We start from the raw sequence: 21165 nt of genomic DNA, 5'->3' as shown, positions 1-21165 counted from the left end.
TATATATACGGTATGTACCTGGGTGTAGACATGACGCGAGTTGAACGCGAGTCAATGAATTTCAAATTGCCCAAACCTTTGGCAGAAGCACTACGCAAAAAAGCTTCTCCACAACCGGGCAAAACCGCCACGGATATAGTAATCCGGGGGTTGCTCCACGAATTAGGAGATATACCGGGTGTAGAGGTATGTACAGAAGTTCGCTTGCAAAAAGTAGAGGAACAGTTACACCAACTGGCGCAAAACATCAACAAGCAAGGTAACAAACCCTCCTCACAAAGCAATGCTTCCGAGGAACGTACTGAAGAAAAACTAGAAGCACTCAATCGGAGGGTAGCACAGTTAGAAGGAGCATTGATTGCTATTCAACGTAATGGAATTGCATCAAATAACCGCAGACAATATAGATCATCGGGCAATCCCTACAACCAAAGCGGGAAACCACCTCAAATTGAAGCCCTCGACGAACAAAAATTAGCGTTGCGACTTAACGTTAATATCCCAACGCTGCAAGAAAAGCACGCAACCCTGTCAACGAGTGAGTTTGGAGAATGGAGTAAAAATCGCGATAGGGGTAAGTATACGTGGCGATTTAACGAAAAAGATAAACTTTACCACCCGGTTAAATAGTTGCGGGTTCGCATATGAAATTTTTTGAACAAAGTGATAACTTCCTGGCGAAGAGCATCAGCCAATGGTTTATTATTTCTGCATAGGTTATTTGTGGAAAGCAGTAATTTATGACAGCAACACAAGAACAAGAAATCCTGAATTTACGGGCATTGAATTTAACACCCAAACAAATAGCTCGAAAACTAGGTGTCAAAGTATCAGAAGTTAGTTCAGTAATTCAAAATCAAGCACAGCAAATATTTCATCCATTCCCCGGAGAACCTCACCCCGTTCCCCTTGAAGTCGCTCAAGGAATGATATTTAGTGCTTGCGAATATGCAGAAAGTTTAGGATTTAAACCACACAAAGACTTTGAGAAATCGCGTTCGGCGCAGCCGTGCGGCTGATCGCACATTGGGCAATGGGATGGGACAATACGTATTGAATGTGGTCGTAACGGGAAACCATGCTATGTCGATGGTCCACACGATGACCCTATAAAAATCATGAAAACATTGAGGGAAAGCAGCGGTGAAGGTAATTTTGATTTTATGGTTGGTGGCGCATAAGATTGAAGATAATTTTTGAAAAACGACGGCTCCCGTTGTGATATACGCTCTTCGCAACGGTGACAAGCTCCGCATTGCTTCGCGTCATCCCTGCTTGGTAAAATCCATTAAGTCCTAAAACTCCAACATATCAATGTCGTTTAACCCGTACCCAGACGATTGGACGGACATCTCTACATCAGTTAAAAAATCCGTACAATGGCAGTGTCAAAAGTGCGGTTTACAATGCATACGCCCCGGAGAAGACACTTCTAAACTTACTCGCTCAGAACGGATGAAACGCACTCTACGGACCCATCATTGGGACAGAAATCCATCAAATAATTCTAAGAGTAATCTCGCAGTGCTTTGCAGCAAATGCTACCTTTTATACCACCAATGAGGTAAATCTAATATATCACCTGGGCAATTATCTTTGTGGTAGGTAAGCATGAACGATAGTTAATTTTTTGATTTATTGTATTCATCATCTTTAATTACCAAAAAACGCACTAGCGAGGAGTGCAGCTTGAGTGCGATCGCGTAAATCTAACCGATTGAAAATGCGAGTCATATAATTTTTGACGGTTTTTTCGGTAATATACAAAGCCTCAGCAATTTCTCGATTAGTTGAACCTTTAGCGACTAACTTTAAAATTTCGATTTCTCTTGGTGTAAGTTCATCCCAACCCGGTGGTGGAGATTTAGAAACTGGAAGTTTTTCAGCCATGACTTTACCTAGTCCTGGTCCTAGTTGGGTATAACCTTTATGTACAGAACGAATTGCATGAGCTAACTCTTCAGAAGGTGTATCTTTAAGTAAATATCCCGCAGCACCATAATGTAATGCTTGGGTGACATAATCTTCATCCGCAAAAGTAGTAAGTACTAAAATTTTAATTTGTGGGAAGGCTTTGGTAATTTCTTTTGTTGCTGCAACACCATCCATTATCGGCATCCGAATATCCATTAAAATCACATCGGGCTTTAAAGTGGGAATGGAATCAATTGCAGTTTGTCCGTTATCTGCTTCTCCGACTATTTCTAAATCTTTTTCTAATTTTAGTAAGGCTTTGAGTCCGCGACGGATTAAATTTTCATCATCAACTAATAATAAACGAATCATCTTAATTTTGGATTTATATTTTATATTGGGAAGGTTGCAGTAATCTTACATCCTGAATTTGGGGCTGTTGCCATATTGAAAGTACCACCAATAGCAAGAGTGCGATCGCGCATACTTTGCAAGCCGAAACCGGTTGTATTTTGGTTGGGTTTAAATCCTTTACCATTATCATGAATAATTAGCTGTATTACGGACTCGTGAGCTATTTGTAATGGTTTGAGATTGCTTCTTTGGGTAGCAATGACTTTAGTTGTGCTGTGTGTGGTTAAGTCCTGAGATATTTGATTTTGATTTTGAGTTTTAAGCATAATCTTAACTTCTGTTGCTTCTGCGTGCTTAAAAATATTAGTGAATGCTTCTTGAATAATGCGATAAATCGCAATTTTAACTTCAGGTTTAATAGGTAATTTTAAATCTATCTCTAAGCTTGGCGAAATATTACTGGAAGGTTGAAAATCTTCAGCTAAAGAAACGATAGCATCTTCTAAAGATAATCCAGCTAATGGGTCTGCACGTAAAGTTGAAATTGATTGACGAACTTCCTTAAGAGCATTTGAACCTAATTGTTTCGCTTCGGTTAAAAATTCTGTAGCTTCTTCTGGGTCAGTTTGCCATATTTTTACTGCTGCTTCTAAATGTAAATTTAAAACTGTTAAAGCATGACCAACAGAATCATGAATATCCCGAGCAATACGGTTACGCTCCTCTAGAGTTGCTAATTCTTCGACTTTTAAAGCATATTGACTTAATTGAGCATTAGCAATTGCTAGTTGTTCGTTCGCAATATTTAATTTTTGCCTACTTTGAAATTCATTGAGTAATGCATTAATCGCCATTTGCATGAAAATTGCCCCAATCCCTAATGTTAATACAGAAGCTAATATGGCAATTGCATATTGTTGTTTAGTTTCTAAAAGTTGAATGTCTTGGACTGTTTTTATACGTTGAAGTTGTGTGACTAAAGATAAAAATATAGCCAATCCACTAACTATATAACGGTTGATGCCCCGGAAAATTACACAATTACGAGCTATCAAAATAATATATAGTAGCGGAACTAAAAGAATCCCTCCAGCGAATGAAGCAATGATGATTAATCCAAATTCTAAGCCTGTATAAATGATTTTGTAGAGTTGATTATGTGACGGTAATTTTAAACCAATAATTCCAAATATAAATAAAAAAAATATATTGAAAAAGATATTTCTTGGAAATATTGAAGCAATATTAAATAAAAAAACAAAAACTTCACAAGCAATGATAATTGCCAATAAAATCCATTCTAAATAAAGTAAAAATCTTAGTGGATATTTCCGAGCCTGAATAAAATAAATCATGGAATTCATATTGTTTTTTATGGTTCATCCGTACTTATTCACGAAGGAAGAAGGAAGAAGGAAGAAGAACTCACATTTAAAAAAGGCTAAGACAGAAATAAGTGTCCGGAGGACATAGATTTTTGCTTATTAAACCAATTCTAAATTCTTCATTTTGACTGCCTTCTGAAACAATTACTAAATATAGCTTATCTACCCGCTTTAAATACTAGCAACATTAGTCATGATTAAATTAGGGACTTTAGTCCTTATTCAATTGAGGACTCTTGACTCATGTTTTAAAGGTGCTATCCGGCTTATGTTGTATACATCGAGGTTGAGAGAAGAAAGCAAAAAACATTTTGATTGCTTCAAAAAACCTCAAATCATCCCCACTACTAACATAAGGAAAAATCATGAAATCTCTGCTAAGTATCTCTTTAATTGGATTAACCTTAACTGCATTTTCACCATCAGTTTTAGCTGGACAAACTACAACTCGCACCGGTCATAACGGTAGAACTCAAACCACCAGTCGCACTTACGGGAACGGAGCGCAAACCACAACTCGTACTGGCCATAACGGTAGAACTCAAACCACTAATCGCACTTACGGGAACGGAGCGCAAACTACAACTCGCACTGGTCCTAATAGTAGAACTCAAACCACTAATCGCACAGCAGGAAACGGAGTGCAAACCACAACTCGTACTGGTGCTAATGGTAGAACCCAAACCACTAATCGCACTTTCGGAAATTAAATTCTAACTCCAATACTTATGTATAAACCTGCAATGATAAACACCCAAATCTGTAATCAAGGGTTTGAGTAATTAGTATTGCAGGTTAGTACATCTATAGAGAACTTTGTCATCCAAATCATTGAATCTAAATAATCAGAATTACATCTGGCAAAAAAATGAATTACACGGATATAACTCTAAAATTTATTCCTTTTTTCTTAATTTCCATTGTGATTGAAGTCTTGTTGATAGCGCTTTGGAAGAAAGAAAAGTATTCACAACGAGAAAGTTTGATTTCACTGGCTATTTTGATTGGAAATCGCATATCTAAACTAATTCCCATTATTCCAACTGCGGCTCTAATTGAATTTGCATGGAAGCATCGGATATCAACTATTTCTCTCGATAATTGGTGGAATTTACTACTACTATTTATAACATTAGAATTTGTATACTATTGGTACCATCGAGCATCTCATCGCATTCGTTGGTTTTGGGCTACTCACGTTGTTCACCACTCACCAGAATATTTTAATTTTTCAGCAGCTTATCGCTTAGGGTGGACGGGTGCTATCTCTGGTGCGGGTATATTTTTTGCACCGCTTGTTTGGCTTGGTTTTCAACCTTCTTCAGTTATCACCGCTCTAGCTTTAAACTTGGTTTACCAATTTTGGATTCATACTGAACTAATTCCGAAGCTGGGTATTTTAGAATGGTTTTTGAATACTCCATCACACCACAGGGTACATCATGCTTCTAACGGAACATATATAGATCGCAATTATGGTGGAGTTTTAATTATCTTTGACCGTTTATTTGGTACTTTTGCTGCCGAGGAAGCATCAAATCCTCCTGTTTACGGTTTAACTCATCCAATTAAATCGAATAATCCTTTCAAAGTCGTTTTTAATGAATGGATAGAAATATACAAAGATTTAACTTCTACTAATTCTTTTAAGGAACGCTTTTGTTATCTATTTGCTCCTCCAGAGTGGAAGTATACGCGGAAGAAACAAAACCTGCGGGAAATTTTGTAATAAAAATATTAAAGATGCGATTCGATTTAAATAAAACCAACATCATAACGACTACGGATTAATATCGACTAAAAGACCAAAATTCTAGGAAATAGTGTGTCAATAATAATGTAAACTGGTGGTGAGAATGCTCGTTTAAACAATCACTTAACGCGCACAAGCTCGTATATTCGACGATTTTCTTCTATGTCAGGTATCATCACGCTCCGCTCTATCACCTCTTTAAGTACAATTACGAGTGGAGATAGTAAGCAAATTCTCGAAGTGTTACTGACGCAAAAGCGCTCCGAACACACTCGCAGGGCTTACTCTCATGACTTGCGAAATTTCTTTAATCTCGTTGCTCCAGGTCGTGAATTAACATCCGACCTTGCCCGTGAGTTTTTATCGCTATCTAAGACTCAGGCGATATCGGTGGTGGTTGCCTACCGTAACCACCTTTTTGAGCAAGGTTTAGCGCCAGCGACGGTTAACCGCAGAATTAGCGCAATAAAATCCTTGGTGGAAATGGGGCAGATTTTTAGCATCTGCGATTACGACCTATCCGCGATTAAAAATGAGAAAATTAGACCGTATCGGGATACTAAGGGGATAGAGGTTGCAGAGGTTATCAAGTTATTTGAGAAAATCGATACTGATACCCTTGCCGGAAAGCGCGATTACTGTATTATGCGGTTGTTATGGAGTAATGCTCTACGGCGCGGTGAAATTAGTAGTTTGGATGTAAAGCATTTTAAGTACAGTAGTTGCCAGTTGGAGGTTAGCGGTAAAGGTCGCAATGGCGAACGCGAATTGTGTACAATTTCTCAAAAAACTGCTGTTTCAATAACTGAATGGTTGCAAGCATCTAATGGAACTGATAAGCCCAACGAACCAATTTTTATTTCCCTTGACCCGGTAAAATTTGGTAATAGGTTAAGTGGGGAAGGGATACGTTTAATTGTTGGTAAATATTGCAAGTTGGCGGGGATTGAAAAGCAGATGAGTCCTCACCGGGTTAGGCATAGCGCTATCACCGAAGCACTGAATCAAAATAATGGTAATATTCGGGCTACGCAAAAGTTAAGCCGACATTCTGACCCCAGAACTGTAATTATTTACGATGATAACCGCGTCGATTTGCAAGGTGAATTAACCAGGATGCTTGATGATTTGATTTGATAATTTATATAAAACGCTCAAAAAAATCCAATTAGGACTTATGAGTCAAGCCCAAGCCGAACCCAAACTATACAGCTTTGATGAATTTATAAGCTGGTATCCCGAAAATTCGGAAGTCCGATACGAACTGCATGATGGAGTGATTATCGAAATGCCCAAGCCAAAGGGAAAGCATTCAAATCTAACTGGTTCCCTTATCGAGCAACTATTGATAATTATTAGGCAGATGGGTTTTGGTGGCATCTGGACTATTCCCAGAGAATCTATAGTAAAACCCAAATACGAAAAATCGGGTTATGAGCCAGATATTATCGTTTTGAACAAAAAAGTTCTTGGTGCAGAACCCCGATGGGAAAGCGAATCTATTATTCAAAATCCTGATTCGGTAAAATTAATCGTCGAGGTTGTTTCAACTAATTGGCGTGACGATTACTACAATAAGCTTCGAGATTATGAAGAAATGGGTATTGAGGAATATTGGATTCTCGATTACGCAGCGTTGGGGGCGAGAAAGTTCATTGGCAACCCCAAGCAACCCACAATTTTTGTTTGTAACTTGGTTGACGGAGAATATCAGATGACTCCATTTACGGGAGATATGACCGTTGTTTCTCCGACTTTCCCGGCATTCAACTTGTCCGCGCAGCAGATTTTTGATTTAGCTTAATGATTTGATATTTAACTATTTAACCGTTGTTGCATAATTTCTCGTGCCATTTCATACTCTCGTCCAACCAAGTAGGAGAAATGGTAATAAGATGCGATATAAAAGTTACATCCGTGGTTTTGGTAGCGTTCGGCAACGGCTAAAAACCCATAACGGGCATCCCGCACATCTGTAAACCAATTACTGAGATAGGTATCGAACAGAAATAAAGTTAGCGAATTTTTATCGGCGCTTGGATTTAAACGCAATAAATACATATGGGGGTGGTGCGCTCTTCCAAGAGGTAAAAGTAATTCATATCCGCCAAAGTTGATAAATTCTGCCACTTCCTCCTCTTCATAATTCGCAGTACGCGAATTAGGTAGCAGATACTCCCAACGCATGAAAAATTCGTGTTTAGCATCTAATCCGGGGTCAATGTCTATTCGCCAGTATTCATTTTGACAAAGTTCTTCAATGACCAATCTAGGTAAGTCAGCTACTTTCATTTATCTTTAAAAACTACTATGACTCATATCTTGCCGCAAGCTCCAGATTTGGTTGAGGCGGAAAATAGTTATGGAAGCGTCTATTCGGGGATTTTGGTTGCAAACTTTTCGGAGCAAACCTTCTAATTCCTGGTCAAGAAGGTAGTTTTCGCTGTCAGCATCAACAGCAATAAACCAATTGTAATGATTTTCGATTAGTTGGGAGGAATGCCAGTCCGAGTAAAGTCAGACAACACATAGTTTTGTACTGCGTTTTATTAGCTTGACTTTTTTGGGATTAAATTGACCGATGCGTGACCAGTTATGGTCGTAAATAGATATGTTTTTTGTTTTATAAGTATCAGAAAATCCGCCAACCCAACCGCGAATAATCTCACCTTTTTTAGATGATTGGACATAATCGCCAGACCTAAAACCAAAAGGCGTTATTGTTCCACCTTGACGTTTTAGAATCCCACCCTTTGTATAGTTTTCTTGGTGCAATTTACGTCTAAACAATTTTGGTCGAGTAACAACAATAAATGGTGCGTTGCTAATAACGCATTGCCCGACCCAATGATGTCCATGTGCTGTAGATGTGTGAAATTCTTGGTACTTAATAAAGTGCGTAGAAGCCAAAGCAATCGCATCGTTCGCGTGAGTTTCTGGGCATTGTTTGGATTTATCTTTTTTGTCCTTAACAAGTCCTAGATGGTTTCGATACTTGCCAGTATCTAAAGAATCTACTTCGATGACAGGAGCAATTTTAGATGCCTCTGCCCTAAACCATTCTTGCCCAACAGTTACGGGAGATATACCGAACCCGTTCTTTTTACTGTTCCCTCCACAGGTTTCGTCTCTAATCTCAGAGAGAGGCACGATTGCAGCCATCTCTAACAATATACGTAACTCCATCTGCCTGTTAGCTTTTACGCTAGGTGGTAACTTGTTTTGACGACGGTTAGAAAACCTTTTTTGGCGATGATTTCTTAGTTTAAAAGGCTTTTTACGATTGATGCGCTGTCCTCTACGAGTACGTCGTAATTCGGTACGTTTCGCCATCTTACCTGTTACAGATTGCCTGTCTTTACTTGTCTTTTTAGACTTGTAAAAGCCAGGTAAGCAAGCGTGAAACAGTGCAATTGTTGCTAATTTGGATTGAAAAGCTATACCTGTAAATGCTTTTCCTCTATCCGTACCTGCGACAATCTCTTGAGTATTGTATCCTGACGGTTCGCGCAATAATTGCACGTAAAATACACCGATTTTATTACGCTTACCAACCGCTTTACCGTGGCTTGTCCACTTTCTTGCACGCGCCGGGGTGGTCGGCATAAGTGGTTTTCCGTTCTTTGATACTACGGGTACTCTAGTTGCTTGATTCATGGGGATAACCCAAACTAAAATAATTTGTATTCAGGGATAAAACCTGTCCCTTCGGGCAATTTAGTAAGCGTAACTTCTATTCACGACTAGACCGTAAAGAGGTACAAACTAGGGAAAAATCTGTACGTTTAGCCTTACCAAATCTCAGCGCCCTAACCAACTCTTCGTTGCATACCGTGAACCCAGTTAGACCGGGTGTTTTGCAAGCCTGCACCTACTCAAAGAGAGGTGTAGGTAGTTGACAAATTGCTCGGCAACGGTTGCCAATCTCCGAACGTTGATGCTTACGACGACTGATATCTTCGGGTTTTAACTCGGAATGCGGCAATATCCGACTTCTACGTTGCTGGAATAGGTTAGCCATAACAGCAATTTTCTCAAAGATATACAGTTTCAGCGCTCAACAGAAGAAATATTACAACTATTCTACCTGGTAGAGACATAGATTTAATGCATTCTTTTTTATTTTTAGACGCTCAAACAGTTCTAATACAAAGCCTTCAAGGGCAACACAGTAACGGTTGCCCGATATTTATTTCAAAAAACTTGTAGTACGGTGTTGACACTATGTAATATAGCGTGTAGTATACAAATACAGAGTAATACAGCTACTACAAAAAGCTGATATTAACTCATCCGAACCATGACAATTAAATTGCCACCTTAAGGGGATGTAACTCAGTTGGTTTAGAGTGCCTGTCTGTCGAACAGGAAGTCGCGAGTTCAAGTCTCGTCATTCCCGTGTAGCCTTGTGAATGACTAGTAAAGTCGCTCTGGTTCTCAAAGGAGAAGAGGGTGCAAATTCCATCAAGGCTTCTAACTGCGTCCAGGTCGCCTAATGGTAGGGTGTCGGTCTGCAAAACCGACTGTGTGAGTTCAAATCTCACCCTGGACTCCAATCATCGCAGTGTCACCGGCGGGGTTAAGGTACTCGGCTCATAACCGAGGATATGCGGGTTCAAATCCCGCCACTGCCACTAATGCAGAGATGGTGTAATGGCAACACCACAGTCTCCAAAACTGTTGTTCTGGGTTCAAATCCTAGTCTCTGCGTTGTGGGCGCTCCGGCAAATTGGTTAAGCCGCCTGTCTTTCAAGCAGGAGATTGCGGGTTCAAGCCCCGTCGGCACTGCCTTATGGGTTGGTATCCAAGTCTGGTTGAAGGAAGCCGTCTGTAAAACGGATGCCTCTGTGCCCCGTAGGTTCAAATCCTACCCAGCCCATTATGGAGAGGTTGCTATTGGCAGAGCAAGCTGTTTGCTAAACAGTCGTGGATGTAAGTTCACTGTGGGTTCAACTCCCTCTCTCTCCGTCTGAGAACGTGGTGTAATCGGATAACACGTCAGTCTACGTTAGCGTTAGCGGCGCGATAGCGCTAACTGAAGACTGTAGGTTCAATCCCTACCGTTCTCGTTACATGGGAAAGATGGTGGAATGACTGGCTTAAGATGCTGAATTGAACCAGTTCGTTTGATAATATCCATCTTTCCTCTTTTATCCCCTGGTAGCTCAGTTTTGGTAGTAGCGCCTGTCTGAAGAGCAGGAGGTCGTCAGTTCGATTCTGACCTGGGGGGCTTTCATTGCCCTATAGCTCAATTGGCAGAGCAAGCGGCTGTTAACCGCGAGGTTGTAGGTTCGATTCCTACTGGGGCAGTTTTCATTGCCTTGTAGTGTAATTGGCAACACACCTCTCTTTGGAAGAGGTATTTCAGGTTCAAATCCTGACGAGGCAGTTAAATCTTGCTCCTGTAGCCCAATTGGAAGAGGCGGCTGTCTCAAAAACAATCTATGTGTGGGTTCAAATCCCACCGGGAGTACCAATATGCTGCTGTAGCCCAACTGGAAGAGGCGCTGGTCTTAGAAACCAGACGTTGTGGGTTCAACTCCCACCAGCAGTACTATCCGAGTGTAGCGCAGTTTGGTAGCGCATCTGTTTTGGGAACAGAGGGTCGCAGGTTCTCCCTTCGGGAGACGCTAACGCGAACAAATCCTGCCACTCGGATTCATGCCCCTGTGACGGAACGGGTATTTGGGTCGTTGGCAGAGCGGATATGCGACCGCCTTTTAAGCGGATTTATCCAGGTTCAACCCCTGGGCGACCCACCAATTACGGGCGTTTGGCAGAACGGTTATGCTCCTGACTCTTAATCAGGTTGACACAGGTTCGACCGTTACATAAAACTTACCCAAAACTACCTATAACTAGACAAATCTAGACATATATCATTTTGGCGTTTACTTCCTGCTTCAAACTGGGGTAGTCGGCTACTTCCCATCCACAGGCTGAAACTGCCTAACTGACAGCCTTACATAAATTAATTGCGGCGTTCAAATCCCGGTCTATTGTCTTTTTACAGCTTTCACAACAAAATACTCTTTCACTTAAAGAGAGTATTTCCTTCTTGTGGCCACAATTAGGCGGGACTGTGCCAAAACGGGAAAATTGTACGCTAAGGAATTAACACAACTTCCGAAAGCCTCTTGATATAAAGCTTACAGCCATTCAAAGTTTTATCTTTTTGGTTCTCAACGGACGCAAATTATCGAAACTGCTCGCCGACTTCAAATTCCAAATATAATCCCCAGTCAAATTGATATGTTCCCAGCCCATAGGTGATAAATGTTGCAAGTATTCATCGGGAATATTCATACCTTCCGATTTCAACCAATTGACTGCATTCTCCAAATAAACCGTATTCCACAGCACGATTGCAGCAATTACTAGATTCAGACCACTCGCTCGTAAAGATTGGTCTTCAAAGGAACGGTCGCGTATCTCTCCCAGACGGTGAAAGAAAATTGCTCTGGCAAGGGAATGTTTCAATTCTCCTTTGTTAAGTTCGTTTGTAGCTTTACGTCGTAGTTTAGGGCTTTGCAGCCAGTCCAAAGTAAACAAAGTTCTTTCAATTCTTCCCAACTCCCGTAATGCAGTCGCCAGCTTGTTCTGACGGGGATAAGACGCTAACTTTCTCATCATTAAAGATGCTGTTACCGTTCCCTTAGAGATGGAAGTAGCCAAGCGCAGAATATCGTCCCAACAATCTTGAATCAACTTGACGTTAATTTTCTCACCCAATAGTGGTGATAAGGTCGTATAAGTATCCACACCTTCAAATACGTGCAACTTTTTGGAACTCAAATCCCGCATCCTGGGAGAAAAACGGAATCCCAGTAAATGACAAATTGCAAATACCTGTTCGGTAAAACCATTGGTATCGGTGAAATGCTCTTCTATCTTTAAATCGGTTTCGTGATACAGTAAGCCATCCAATACGTGCGTAGCATCCCTGACGGTTGCATTAATTACTTTGGTATGAAATGGTGCATACTGGTCGGAGATATGAGTGTAAAAAACAACGCTTTTACCCGTACCATACTTGGCATTAACCTCTTCATTAATCGAGTTAAAGCCACCAGCCTTGAACCTTTGACCGTCGCTAGAAGAAGTTTTACCATCACCCCAATAAGAAGCGAAAGGAATATCATGATGAAAGTTAACTAAAAGAGCTAACGCTTTTGAGTAATTTTCGTCACGAATATACCAGTCAGACACCCATGCCAAACGCTCGAAAGTTAAACCGGGAGATGCTTCCGCCATCTTTATCAAACCCAAGTTTATGGCATCGGCAAGAATGCTACTAAACAAAGTAGTTTTATTTGATATTAATTCGCCCGTTTGTAAGTGGGTAAAATGTTTAGTAAAACCAGTCCAATTATCAACTTCAACAAGTAAATCAGTTAACTTGATTCGCGGTAATAAATCATAAACCCGGTTACGAAACTGTTTTGCACCTTCAAAGATATTACTAGTAATGGGACTAATAGTTAATTTACCATTTTCTATCACAACACCTGATAATTGCTTTTTAGCGATTAGATTAGAAACTTTATCAAATTGCTCAAACAATAGTTTTTGGCGCTGTTCAATATAAGTGGTAAAATCAGTCGGAATTGCAACAGGTATTTTATAATTGTCGCGCAATTCTTGCCATTGTTCTTGAGGTAAAAGATAATCCTCAAAATCTTTATACTGACGAGAGCCAGTTACAGAAATATCCCCAGAACGTAAACCATCCCTTAACGAACTTAAAGCACACATTTCGTAGTAATGACGGTCAATTTTATCATTACAAAACACATACTTTGACCATTTAGGTTTGACAAAATCGACAGGTGCATCGTCGGGTACATTACGACGATTAGTTTCATTTAGAGTTTTGATAACATTCAAAGCTTCTACAATAGAAGCAGATGGAAAACTTGCTTTAAACTCAAAAGTTGATAGCAATTTAGGTGCATAACGACGCAACTGGGAATAACGTCTATCAAGCAAATCAAAATAATCAAAACCCGCAGGACGTGTCAGTTCTTCTGCTTCTTCTACACTTTCTATAAACTCAGACCAACTGGTGGATTAATTCAATTGCAGCATAAGCATCTCCTTCACTCTCTCTAGCATCAATCAAAGCATTTCCTATATTTGCGTATAAGCGTACTTTTTCATTTATTGCTTTTCCATCTTGTTGAAATTTTTGATTCCGTTGATTTTCACTGCGACGGAATAATTTACCCATCATCTTATCATGCATAGAAATTGCAGTATCAACCAATGATGCAGCCATTTCTAATAGAAAAGCGACGATTATTGCATACCTCCTACTTCCATCTAATCTCGCTATATGTGCTGGTGTATTTTTCTGTCCCAACCTTGTTAATTGTACCAAGCGGTTGTGATGCACTTTTTGTAAACAAGAAGAATCTAAATTCAAATTGCGGATAAATTCTAACTTCTCTAATACTTTTAAGAAGTTCTTGGGATTTGGTACCCCTGGTGGTTGTCTTAACCAGACTAAAGGTGTACGATTTTTATCTTGATTTAAAACTAATAAGCCATCAATTTCTTTCTTCTGAAATGTAGTTAAATGTTTAGTAAGCGATAAATAACATTGCTTTTGAGCGCGTCTTCGGGTTTCCCAAGCCAGTCTTTCTACAGTAGACATGGCAGGAATTATTATCTTACAACGACGCATTTCTTCAATCAGTGCTTCAACTAAAGCAATTCCCTTATCCGTGCCAAAAGCTACTTGCATTAACCATCTGGAAAGTCTTTTATAATAAAATATATTCAAAGTAGAGTATTCAAAGACGTATGATATTTTAGCTAAATGTTCTCTTCGAGTTGTATCCCGTAGCGCATACTTCATAATTAGTTTTGATTTTACATCTAATTGCAAAGCAATATAAGATAAAACAGGTTTTGGAACTTTTTCTCCTAATTCCCATACCCGACCTGGAAATCTTAAATAACATAATTGCACTGCAAATCCTAAGCGATTATGTGCGCGACGGCAGCCATTAATAGCTTTTAAATCCTCAGAATTGAAAGTGTAATAACGAGCGATATCTCTAGTACTAATATCTGGAGGTATTTCTGTAAATTGTATTCTTTGTTCGGGAGATAATAATTCGCGGGTAGCCAAGAGATGAACCTGTGTATTTTTTGATGAGAGTAGAAGACGGCTGCAAAAATTCGTTCTTGCGGTGACGTGCAGCTTCCGTGAAGAATGCTTTTTGTCAGAAAAAGGTACTCTACGTTTGTTTGTAGGATTGTCCGCAATACGGGCAGAATCTGAATTTCAACGACATGATGGGTTCGTTACAACTTACACATCGGTCGCGCAGATTCGTACCACAAGCAAAGCAATACTTTGACCGTAGCGAAGTCCACCGCCTCGTCAAGCGTTGTTCCTGGTGTCCAACATTTGGGACAAAACTTAAGCGCAGTTATCGCTTCAATAGGCGTTTGTTTGACCACAGCATCCAAATATTCCTGGGGTATCCCTAACGCAGCCGCCAATCCCGATTTGCCTTTCTGACTCAATCGGGACGTTACTCCAGATTCGATTTTACGTATGGTCTGAATGTGCATACCAGCTTTGATACTTAATTCTGACTGCGTTAAACTATTAGAATTTCGGACGCGCATAATATACCGCCCTAACGACTCGGAAGGGCTTGGAGCTACATCCTTAAGGGATACATCCATAAAAGTATTATTCTCTTTGTAGTATTTAATATTAAATTAATATGTGTATAAAATTTCAGCTAATCTCAACTTTTTGTCTTAATTGTGACTATTACTTTAGCGGCGTTAGTAACGCAGTTTTTAGACCGTTCGGAGCTAACAAAGTCTACTGTTCGTAGCTATGAGTCTGTTTTGATACCATTACTTAAAAATTATGGGCGTTGGTCAGTTGAGATTATTGACAGAGATATATTGGTTGAATATTTGAATGGTTTAGAGCGAATCAAGTTTACAACCCACCATAAGCATCAGGCTGTAATCACCGCATTGTTTAACTTTGCGGTTGAAAGGGGTCATCTTAAATCAAATCCGATTTCTAAATTGAAACGACGCAAACCGGATTTTGGAAAAGGAGAATATGATTCAGATGAAGAAATACGTTATTTAACAACCCAAGAGTTAAGTCTTCTATATCAAGCGGTGAAATCAGATGCACGGTTGAATGCTTTGGTGCATTTACTACATAGTACTGGAGCCAGAATTGCAGAGATACTGGCGTTAAATTTGAAGGATTTAGATACTGAAAAACGGAAGTTTCAAGTGATTGGTAAAAGGAATAAGCAGAGATGGTGTTTTTACAGTCAAGCAGCAGATAGTTGTTTAAATAATTACTTAAAATATTATAGGCATTCAAATATCAGTGCCTTGTTTACTGCCCAACAGCCTTTTACGCTTGATGTTTCTTGTTTGTCTTATCCCACAGCATATAAATCTTTAGTGGAAGCAATCAAGGGTATAAAAGAGTTACAAGGAATTCGTTTTCACCATTTGAGACATACTTTCGCTACAGAGCGAGTTGGTTTGATGGGTATTGATGAGCTACGTGCGCTGATGGGTCATTCTAGTATTCAAATGACTTTACGCTACTCAAAAGTAACTTCTAAACGCGCAGCTATATGTTGCACAACAAGCGTTTCAGATGATTCCTAACTACAATCAGTAAATAACCGCTTTATATAGAAAAGTAAATCAAAATTACATTTAAAAGTATATTTTACTTAAAATAGGTCAAAAGTATTAATATTACTCTTTACCTGTGAACTGAGGAATACTACCCTCGATATTCATACTCCCCTATTTATACAAAAAACTATAAGTTAATGAATTCGGAATTAATTAATGCTCTAAATTAAATATTTATATGTCGCAATTAACACAAGCTTTAGAACGCATTTTAGAAATACGGAAGAAAATTTATCCTTCTGTAGCAGCTAATTTAAACCCAGGTCTTACAATAAATGAAATAGAAAAGATAACTAAAGATTGGCAGATTCCACTACCAACTGAAATCTATGAACTGTATCAGTGGAGAAATGGGTTTGTAGACGGTCATTGCTCGATTTATGAATTTGCTAGTTTATTTGATATATGGGGATTTGAGCCTCTACAAAATCTATTTATAGAAAAGCAGCCATCGCCTTATGAATATGAACTTGATACTCCTTTTTATGCTCTAAATATATTTCCTTGTTATGAATCTGATTCTGGAGGTTATATAGTTTTTGATAAAAAAGGAGAAACCAAATGGGTCGAAATGGTTTCCTTTGTTGATGGTTTTTCAGTAAGAATAGAATATTATTACACTTATTATTACACTAATTTAACCAATATGGTTTTGACTATAGCAAACTCCTATGAAAAAGCATATTATCAAGTTAATAGGGATGATTGGAAAGTAAATGAAGAAACAAGGAAAAATATTTGGTATCAATATAATTCATCAAAGTTATCTGAATCTACCTTGAATAAAATTATTCAAACTCCTGATTTGAATTTTATTAATCAATTATTTACAAATAATATTAATTTTATAGACCCTACTACTCAAGAACCTTTAATCCAAATTATTCAACAAATAAAACTGAATACCGAAGATAAAAATATTAAAGAAAAAATCACAATAATACTTGGGGAGGGAGTTAAAAAGATACCAAAAGAATTTTATTGTTCCAATCTGTTGAAAGAATATTGGAAAATTAAAGAACCATTAATATCATCTTTTCAGAGATTTCATTTATCAATAGAAGAGGAAGTTAATAACGGACAAAGTATCAAACAAATTGACCAAAAGAGACGCGAACAAAGTATAAAAATAGCAACTATTTTTATACTATTTATGCTTAAATCAGTAAATACACTTACTCAAGCTTTAAGCTATGATGATGCTTTCATTCGTAGCGAAGCAGCTTGGGCATTAGGAGAAATTAAAGCACTGGGCGCAGCAGAACCTTTAATTGAAGCATTGCAAGATGAAAATAAAGAAGTTAGACAGGCGACAAGAGAAGCTCTTTTAAAGATAATTTCAAAGTTTCCAGAGGTTGAAAATTTAATTCCTTTTTAAATTGCTCTCACTTATATAAATTACCCGCTCCATTTTAAATCGGCGAGCAGTTTTGATAACTTGCGTCCGTTAAGAACCAAAAATATAATTTTTTGAATGGCTGTAAGCTTTATATCAAGAGGCTTTCGGAAGTTGTGTTAATTCCTTAGCGTACAATTTTCCCGTTTTGGCACAGTCTCGCCAATTAGAACAAGTTTTAGAGGATGGGAACCATCTATCTACTACAACTAATTTAGAACCGTACAACTTACATTTGTATTCAAGTTGTCTTCTAATTTCATAAAATCCCATATCAGCTATAGCACCGGCTAGTTTATGATTTTTCATCATCCCCGATACGTTTAAATCTTCTATCACTATCGTTCCGTGGTTCTTGGCTAATAATGATGTCAATTTATGAATAGTATCTTTTCTGATATTGCAAATTCTCCTATGAAGTCGAGCTATTTTTAGTTGAGCTTTTCTCCAATTTTTAGAACCAATTATTTTATTGCGATTTATCCACTGCAATCGTGATAATTTAGTTTTATTTTTACGATATGCTTTCGCTCCTTCTATAACTTCACCTGTCGATAAAGTCGCCAGAGATTTTACACCTAAATCAACTCCTACAACAGTTGTATTATGATTCTCTTGGATTTGGGTATCAATTTTAAAACTGATAAACCACCTATCAGCTTGCCGGGATAGGGTTACAGATTTTATTTTATCTAGTTGGGGTAATTTCTCATATGTTTTTAATTTACCTATTCTTGGTACTTGAATAGTAAAATTATCTATAGTCTTACAAGTTCCCTAAGACAGTAAATGAATCATTTTTTCCTTTCTTTTTAAATCTTGGTTGACCACTAACTTTTTTGAAACATCGTTTCCAAGCAGTAGATAAATCTCTTAAAGAGTATTGCGGTGCGGACTTAGAACACTCATAGTACCAAGGGTTTTCGGGTTTAACTAAAGCCACTAAGTATTTATGTAAATCAATCGCACTTGGAAATTTTATTTTAGAATCGGGATTAATTTTATTGTTTTCTAATATTGCGCGGGTTAATGCTAATCCCCAATTCCAAGCATGTCTAGAAACTCCACAATGTTTGAGTAAAACAGTTCTTTGATTGTTATTTAATTTTAATTCTGTTTTAAATCCGAGTAACATTGTATAAAATTTACGTTTTCAAGTTTTATAAATATAAGCCATCTATATTTTAGATTATTAGATATAAACATATCATTTTTATTACTATCATTAATAGTATAAATGTTAAATTTATTAATTCTTAAAATTCAATTGGCATAAAAGCCAACCATTAGTAAAATAAACAACCTTCAACCATCGCTTTACTGTAAATACGTATTACACGCTTAACACGATATCTTGACAATATGGGTAAATATGTCTATTTATGGGTAGAAATTAGATAACAGTTACTATCCCCTGTAGCGCCCATCAAATCAAGCCCCTGTGATGCAATTGGAAGACATGACCCGCTTAAAACGGGTTCTCTACAGGTTCGAGTCCTGTCAGGGGTATTACGGTGACTAACAGTCACCGCAACCAAACGCTGGTGTAGCTCAACGGCAGAGCAACTGACTTGTAATCAGTAGGTTGTAGGTTCAATTCCTATCACCAGCTTCGACGCGATTGTGGTGTAATGGTAGCATTTGAGTCTTCCAAACTTTAGGTACGAGTTCGAGTCTCGTCAATCGCTTTCATAGTCCCGTAGCTCAGTTGGTAGAGCGCCTTCCTTACAAGCAGGATGTCACAAGTATGTCCTGGCGGACACGCGCTCGCCGCACGCAATACCTACGGTACGCTCCGCTAGCCGCGTGAACGCTAACAAAACAATCGGGGACTACCAATTTATAGGAGTGTAGCCTAACGGATGAGGCAACCGTCTTCTAAACGGTTTTATGTAGGTTCAAGTCCTACCACTCCTGGTATATGGGGTCATAGCTCAATTGGCTAGAGCGTCCGCCTTGCACGCGGAAGGTTAGGGGTTCAAATCCCCTTGTCTCCATTACGGTGTCAGAAGCCAAAGCGGTCGTGGCGCTTGTTTGTGGAACAAGTAATTAGCGGGTTCAAGTCCCGTCTGACACCCCTTCATGGAAGCTGTCCGGCATGGACGAAGAAACTAATTAGTTTTTGATTTCAAAACCTAAGTAGTTTCCAGTATTCTAGTACTGTACGTTAATGTTTTTCATTTCACGGTATGGGAAGAAAACCAAATACAGTTTGCTCGGCATGTCAGACTTCTATATATAGAAGACCAGGGCAATTAATTAAGTACCGCTTTCACTATTGCTCTATCAGTTGTATGAATACACATCGAGGTAATCTACGGCAAAGGAATTGTAAAAGTTGTGGTGAACTATTTATACCTCAAAAGAAAACAAGCAATTATTGTAGTCGTACTTGCTCAAATAGAGGGCGAAGGGGTATTTCATACAGTAATGATTCCTGGGGTAATAAATCACGTAGGAATCTTGCAGTTCTGGTCAATACTTTTCATTTTGATTCTTGCATGGTTGAGGGATGTAACTACAATCGTACATACGACATTCACCGTTTAATTGAAGGCAAAAACGATGGAGATTACGTTGTTGGAAATATGTTTGCTATATGTCCTAATCACCATGCTGAAGTTACTCGCGGCTTAATCAAATTAGAAAAGATTGATGACCAAACTCTCAGAATTGCGGAAGATGCTGCTCATGGGAGAGCAACTGGCTTTGAACACCAGAGTACCGCAGCGATGTCGTAGGGGTTCGACTCCTCCATCTTCCTTTACCACCAGAAGCCAAAAAGTGAAGCGCTGTGCTGATAACACAGATACAGGAGGGGCGGTACCTCCCTGGTGGATTGTCTATACACAATAATTACGGAATGAGTTTCAATGCTGTTGCCTTAAGAAGAAATAGCTTCTTTATTAACGGTAAGAGTATCTTCTTTTTTTTAGAAATTTACAATTTCTATTATATTTTTGTGAGCGAACCGTTCTGTAGGAGAACTTTTAATTGTTACGGTTTCCCCACAATCATTACATACGAATATGTCTGGATTCTTTTTCCAAGTTCTTATAATTTCGGGAATTGTTCTTTGGAGAAGAACTACAGTTGTTCCGGTTTGAGTATTTTTGCAAGATAACATGAATATTCTCCGGTTTTTAGCTAATCAGGGTTAACACAACTTGAAATGCTATGTCAAGATACTTAATATTTTATTGATTTTTTTCTGACCATAGTATTTTTTAATATGTTCTCCAGTGTACTTGTGTTATTTTTAGTTATTTTAAATACTATTTGTTAAAGAATATTCTTGGCTTCTCCTTTATAAAAGTTGCGGTAAATGCTGTTGATAAGTAGGAGAAGTAATGTCTGATAAACAAATCCACCAACAATTAAAAAGTCAAGCATTAAAGAGCGATAACAGTTTTGAATTGTTACCACATTGCTCTGTTGTGGAATTTACAATTTACCATTGCTGATAGTTCTTGCTGGGAAGTTGTAGCAGTGAGTGATAACCGAAAAACAATAGTCGCCAGTTGGATTAGTGGTAAAACAACTGTTGGCGTATTAAATTTATCTGGAAAAAGAGTTGGAAATATTGCGGTTAAAGATATCGTAGAATTACTTGTTGATTTTTAGCTGAAACAGAAATGTTGCCTCTCGCCTCCCTGTCG

At 38.5% G+C, this 21165-nt stretch carries 19 protein-coding genes, 21 tRNA genes and 2 pseudogenes; 31 read left to right on the top strand and 11 right to left on the bottom strand.

All coding sequences use genetic code 11. The annotated features are described in order from the left end of the window. Positions 1-30 precede the first annotated feature (30 nt). Together IQ247_RS08225 and IQ247_RS32415 are read left to right on the top strand one after the other, a co-directional pair. Entirely contained in the window at positions 31-630 is a 600-nt protein-coding gene (locus tag IQ247_RS08225; RefSeq protein WP_193918821.1) for a hypothetical protein, read from the top strand. Positions 631-740: 110 nt separating this feature from the next. Continuing rightward, positions 741-1019: a helix-turn-helix transcriptional regulator gene (locus IQ247_RS32415; RefSeq protein ID WP_228059567.1), complete on the top strand. Its 279-nt coding sequence runs from the start codon at positions 741-743 to the stop codon at positions 1017-1019. Between the two features lie 634 nt (positions 1020-1653). Here IQ247_RS32415 and IQ247_RS08215 read toward each other — a convergent pair. Further along, positions 1654-2286: a response regulator transcription factor gene (locus IQ247_RS08215; RefSeq protein ID WP_193918820.1), complete on the bottom strand. Its 633-nt coding sequence runs from the start codon at positions 2284-2286 to the stop codon at positions 1654-1656. Between the two features lie 20 nt (positions 2287-2306). Then, complete coding sequence (locus IQ247_RS08210) at positions 2307-3632, bottom strand: sensor histidine kinase (protein ID WP_228059566.1); 1326 nt, start codon at positions 3630-3632, stop codon at positions 2307-2309. Between the two features lie 386 nt (positions 3633-4018). Between IQ247_RS08210 and IQ247_RS08205 the strand changes: the two genes are divergently transcribed. From IQ247_RS08205 to IQ247_RS08190, 4 genes are all read left to right on the top strand, one after another. After that, complete coding sequence (locus IQ247_RS08205) at positions 4019-4363, top strand: hypothetical protein (protein WP_193918818.1); 345 nt, start codon at positions 4019-4021, stop codon at positions 4361-4363. A gap of 158 nt (positions 4364-4521) precedes the next feature. Beyond that, positions 4522-5382 carry a sterol desaturase family protein gene (locus IQ247_RS08200; RefSeq protein ID WP_193918816.1) on the top strand — a complete coding sequence of 287 codons (861 nt, stop codon included), beginning with the start codon at positions 4522-4524 and terminating at the stop codon, positions 5380-5382. A gap of 186 nt (positions 5383-5568) precedes the next feature. Beyond that, a complete protein-coding gene (locus tag IQ247_RS08195) occupies positions 5569-6543 on the top strand; it encodes a tyrosine-type recombinase/integrase (protein WP_193918814.1) in 975 nt (324 codons plus the stop codon). 40 nt (positions 6544-6583) lie between these two features. Then, positions 6584-7210: a Uma2 family endonuclease gene (locus IQ247_RS08190; protein WP_193918812.1), complete on the top strand. Its 627-nt coding sequence runs from the start codon at positions 6584-6586 to the stop codon at positions 7208-7210. Between the two features lie 11 nt (positions 7211-7221). On the opposite strand, the gene IQ247_RS08185 is transcribed toward IQ247_RS08190, so the two are convergent. The 3 genes from IQ247_RS08185 to IQ247_RS08175 form a co-directional block, all read right to left on the bottom strand. Beyond that, on the bottom strand, positions 7222-7698 hold the full coding sequence (locus IQ247_RS08185; protein WP_193918810.1) for a hypothetical protein: 477 nt from the start codon (positions 7696-7698) through the stop codon (positions 7222-7224). Between the two features lie 225 nt (positions 7699-7923). Beyond that, the gene (locus IQ247_RS08180; protein WP_193918808.1) at positions 7924-9063 is read right to left on the bottom strand and encodes an RRXRR domain-containing protein; all 1140 of its coding nucleotides are present in this window, start codon (positions 9061-9063) and stop codon (positions 7924-7926) included. Positions 9064-9277: 214 nt separating this feature from the next. Continuing rightward, complete coding sequence (locus tag IQ247_RS08175) at positions 9278-9427, bottom strand: hypothetical protein (protein WP_193918806.1); 150 nt, start codon at positions 9425-9427, stop codon at positions 9278-9280. 303 nt (positions 9428-9730) lie between these two features. Between IQ247_RS08175 and IQ247_RS08170 the strand changes: the two genes are divergently transcribed. The 15 genes from IQ247_RS08170 (at position 9731) to IQ247_RS08100 (ending at position 11168) form a co-directional block, all read left to right on the top strand. Beyond that, positions 9731-9805, top strand: a tRNA-Asp gene (locus IQ247_RS08170). Between the two features lie 82 nt (positions 9806-9887). Next, positions 9888-9961: transfer RNA gene (locus tag IQ247_RS08165), tRNA-Cys, on the top strand. A gap of 5 nt (positions 9962-9966) precedes the next feature. Then, positions 9967-10040: transfer RNA gene (locus IQ247_RS08160), tRNA-Met, on the top strand. A 5-nt stretch (positions 10041-10045) separates the two neighbouring features. Beyond that, positions 10046-10116: transfer RNA gene (locus IQ247_RS08155), tRNA-Trp, on the top strand. A gap of 12 nt (positions 10117-10128) precedes the next feature. Next, positions 10129-10191: transfer RNA gene (locus tag IQ247_RS08150), tRNA-Glu, on the top strand. Between the two features lie 9 nt (positions 10192-10200). Beyond that, positions 10201-10285: transfer RNA gene (locus tag IQ247_RS08145), tRNA-Tyr, on the top strand. Between the two features lie 4 nt (positions 10286-10289). Beyond that, positions 10290-10374, top strand: a tRNA-Ser gene (locus IQ247_RS08140). Positions 10375-10377: 3 nt separating this feature from the next. Next, positions 10378-10475, top strand: a tRNA-OTHER gene (locus tag IQ247_RS08135). An 85-nt stretch (positions 10476-10560) separates the two neighbouring features. After that, positions 10561-10636, top strand: a tRNA-Phe gene (locus tag IQ247_RS08130). Positions 10637-10643: 7 nt separating this feature from the next. Further along, positions 10644-10716: transfer RNA gene (locus tag IQ247_RS08125), tRNA-Asn, on the top strand. Between the two features lie 7 nt (positions 10717-10723). Further along, positions 10724-10795 (top strand) — tRNA-Gln (locus IQ247_RS08120). A gap of 9 nt (positions 10796-10804) precedes the next feature. Beyond that, positions 10805-10882 (top strand) — tRNA-Leu (locus IQ247_RS08115). Between the two features lie 4 nt (positions 10883-10886). Next, positions 10887-10960: transfer RNA gene (locus IQ247_RS08110), tRNA-Leu, on the top strand. A gap of 4 nt (positions 10961-10964) precedes the next feature. Next, positions 10965-11064 (top strand) — tRNA-Pro (locus IQ247_RS08105). Between the two features lie 29 nt (positions 11065-11093). Beyond that, positions 11094-11168: transfer RNA gene (locus IQ247_RS08100), tRNA-Lys, on the top strand. A gap of 187 nt (positions 11169-11355) precedes the next feature. Here the strand turns inward: IQ247_RS08100 and IQ247_RS08095 are convergent. The 4 genes and pseudogenes from IQ247_RS08095 to IQ247_RS08085 form a co-directional block, all read right to left on the bottom strand. Then, positions 11356-11469 (bottom strand): annotated as a pseudogene (locus IQ247_RS08095) (zinc ribbon domain-containing protein); the annotation flags it as partial. Between the two features lie 96 nt (positions 11470-11565). After that, a pseudogene (locus IQ247_RS33565) lies at positions 11566-14542 on the bottom strand (Tn3 family transposase). A gap of 109 nt (positions 14543-14651) precedes the next feature. Next, entirely contained in the window at positions 14652-14744 is a 93-nt protein-coding gene (locus tag IQ247_RS32400; protein ID WP_228059576.1) for a hypothetical protein, read from the bottom strand. Continuing rightward, entirely contained in the window at positions 14719-15048 is a 330-nt protein-coding gene (locus IQ247_RS08085; protein ID WP_228059564.1) for a helix-turn-helix domain-containing protein, read from the bottom strand. The genes IQ247_RS32400 and IQ247_RS08085 overlap by 26 nt, the downstream gene beginning before the upstream one ends. A 144-nt stretch (positions 15049-15192) precedes the next feature. Between IQ247_RS08085 and IQ247_RS33345 the strand changes: the two genes are divergently transcribed. Both IQ247_RS33345 and IQ247_RS08075 read left to right on the top strand, forming a co-directional pair. Next, a complete protein-coding gene (locus IQ247_RS33345) occupies positions 15193-16077 on the top strand; it encodes a tyrosine-type recombinase/integrase (protein ID WP_193918804.1) in 885 nt (294 codons plus the stop codon). A 211-nt stretch (positions 16078-16288) separates the two neighbouring features. Then, complete coding sequence (locus tag IQ247_RS08075; RefSeq protein ID WP_193918802.1) at positions 16289-17488, top strand: HEAT repeat domain-containing protein; 1200 nt, start codon at positions 16289-16291, stop codon at positions 17486-17488. Positions 17489-17602: 114 nt separating this feature from the next. On the opposite strand, the gene IQ247_RS08070 is transcribed toward IQ247_RS08075, so the two are convergent. Together IQ247_RS08070 and IQ247_RS08065 are read right to left on the bottom strand one after the other, a co-directional pair. Next, positions 17603-18238: an RNA-guided endonuclease InsQ/TnpB family protein gene (locus tag IQ247_RS08070; protein ID WP_322745462.1), complete on the bottom strand. Its 636-nt coding sequence runs from the start codon at positions 18236-18238 to the stop codon at positions 17603-17605. Between the two features lie 34 nt (positions 18239-18272). Beyond that, a complete protein-coding gene (locus tag IQ247_RS08065; RefSeq protein ID WP_193918800.1) occupies positions 18273-18641 on the bottom strand; it encodes a helix-turn-helix domain-containing protein in 369 nt (122 codons plus the stop codon). 300 nt (positions 18642-18941) lie between these two features. Here IQ247_RS08065 and IQ247_RS08060 point away from each other — a divergent pair. The 8 genes from IQ247_RS08060 to IQ247_RS08025 all read left to right on the top strand — a co-directional run bounded on the left by IQ247_RS08060 (position 18942) and on the right by IQ247_RS08025 (position 21130). After that, positions 18942-19015, top strand: a tRNA-Leu gene (locus IQ247_RS08060). A 31-nt stretch (positions 19016-19046) separates the two neighbouring features. Continuing rightward, positions 19047-19118: transfer RNA gene (locus tag IQ247_RS08055), tRNA-Thr, on the top strand. 5 nt (positions 19119-19123) lie between these two features. Further along, positions 19124-19194, top strand: a tRNA-Gly gene (locus IQ247_RS08050). A gap of 156 nt (positions 19195-19350) precedes the next feature. After that, positions 19351-19423, top strand: a tRNA-Arg gene (locus IQ247_RS08045). Between the two features lie 6 nt (positions 19424-19429). Then, positions 19430-19503 (top strand) — tRNA-Ala (locus tag IQ247_RS08040). Between the two features lie 5 nt (positions 19504-19508). Further along, positions 19509-19583, top strand: a tRNA-His gene (locus tag IQ247_RS08035). 217 nt (positions 19584-19800) lie between these two features. Continuing rightward, a complete protein-coding gene (locus tag IQ247_RS08030; protein WP_193918798.1) occupies positions 19801-20247 on the top strand; it encodes a hypothetical protein in 447 nt (148 codons plus the stop codon). Positions 20248-20917: 670 nt separating this feature from the next. Continuing rightward, positions 20918-21130: a hypothetical protein gene (locus IQ247_RS08025; protein ID WP_193918796.1), complete on the top strand. Its 213-nt coding sequence runs from the start codon at positions 20918-20920 to the stop codon at positions 21128-21130. Positions 21131-21165 lie beyond the last annotated feature (35 nt).

This window comes from Plectonema cf. radiosum LEGE 06105, from assembly GCF_015207665.1.
GTDB classification, from domain to species: domain Bacteria; phylum Cyanobacteriota; class Cyanobacteriia; order Cyanobacteriales; family Nostocaceae; genus Rivularia; species Rivularia radiosa_A.
Note: the sequence above shows the minus strand (reverse complement) of the source record. Positions and strands in the feature narration are given on the sequence as shown.

Bases quoted from the DNA above. Each gene is read 5' to 3' on its own strand.
- IQ247_RS08030 (WP_193918798.1), top strand. From the start codon at position 19,801: ATGAATACACATCGAGGTAATCTACGGCAAAGGAATTGTAAAAGTTGT.
- IQ247_RS08190 (WP_193918812.1), top strand. From the start codon at position 6,584: ATGAGTCAAGCCCAAGCCGAACCCAAACTATACAGCTTTGATGAATTT.
- IQ247_RS08200 (WP_193918816.1), top strand. From the start codon at position 4,522: ATGAATTACACGGATATAACTCTAAAATTTATTCCTTTTTTCTTAATT.
- IQ247_RS08065 (WP_193918800.1), bottom strand. From the start codon at position 18,641: ATGTTACTCGGATTTAAAACAGAATTAAAATTAAATAACAATCAAAGA.
- IQ247_RS08210 (WP_228059566.1), bottom strand. From the start codon at position 3,632: ATGAATTCCATGATTTATTTTATTCAGGCTCGGAAATATCCACTAAGA.
- IQ247_RS08185 (WP_193918810.1), bottom strand. From the start codon at position 7,698: ATGAAAGTAGCTGACTTACCTAGATTGGTCATTGAAGAACTTTGTCAA.
- IQ247_RS08175 (WP_193918806.1), bottom strand. From the start codon at position 9,427: ATGGCTAACCTATTCCAGCAACGTAGAAGTCGGATATTGCCGCATTCC.
- IQ247_RS08195 (WP_193918814.1), top strand. From the start codon at position 5,569: ATGTCAGGTATCATCACGCTCCGCTCTATCACCTCTTTAAGTACAATT.
- IQ247_RS08205 (WP_193918818.1), top strand. From the start codon at position 4,019: ATGAAATCTCTGCTAAGTATCTCTTTAATTGGATTAACCTTAACTGCA.
- IQ247_RS08085 (WP_228059564.1), bottom strand. From the start codon at position 15,048: ATGCGCGTCCGAAATTCTAATAGTTTAACGCAGTCAGAATTAAGTATC.
- IQ247_RS08075 (WP_193918802.1), top strand. From the start codon at position 16,289: ATGTCGCAATTAACACAAGCTTTAGAACGCATTTTAGAAATACGGAAG.
- IQ247_RS32415 (WP_228059567.1), top strand. From the start codon at position 741: ATGACAGCAACACAAGAACAAGAAATCCTGAATTTACGGGCATTGAAT.
- IQ247_RS08225 (WP_193918821.1), top strand. From the start codon at position 31: ATGACGCGAGTTGAACGCGAGTCAATGAATTTCAAATTGCCCAAACCT.
- IQ247_RS08180 (WP_193918808.1), bottom strand. From the start codon at position 9,063: ATGAATCAAGCAACTAGAGTACCCGTAGTATCAAAGAACGGAAAACCA.
- IQ247_RS08215 (WP_193918820.1), bottom strand. From the start codon at position 2,286: ATGATTCGTTTATTATTAGTTGATGATGAAAATTTAATCCGTCGCGGA.